Here is a 304-nt window from a genome sequence, read left to right on the forward strand (position 1 = left end):
TCCAACGGAGATGTAGGTCAGCGTAGATATGCCTACAAAATGGGGAACTTGTGGCAGGAATATCAGAATAGCGAGAGCAATCACAAAGCCGATCATGACAGCCCACGGGATGAATTTCATGAGTTTCCCGATTTTGAATACGCCAAAAAGCAAGTGGATAACCCTAGTAAGAATGGTGGCAGCCAGTAAATAATGAACGACATGTTCCTTGACCAAAGTAACCATAAGTAAGGCCATCGCTACAGTAGCAGCCGAAATCATCCCTGGTCGGCCACCAATACATGGGATGATGACAGCAATACAA

General features: G+C 45.4%; 1 protein-coding gene. It reads right to left on the reverse strand.

Going from position 1 to position 304, the window contains the following annotated elements; all coding sequences use genetic code 11:
- On the reverse strand, positions 1 to 304 hold a 304-nt coding region (locus HP552_RS00935), incomplete at both ends, for a SulP family inorganic anion transporter (RefSeq protein ID WP_175393884.1).

It is taken from the genome of Paenibacillus xylanilyticus, assembly GCF_013359935.1.
Lineage (GTDB): Bacteria > Bacillota > Bacilli > Paenibacillales > Paenibacillaceae > Paenibacillus > Paenibacillus xylanilyticus.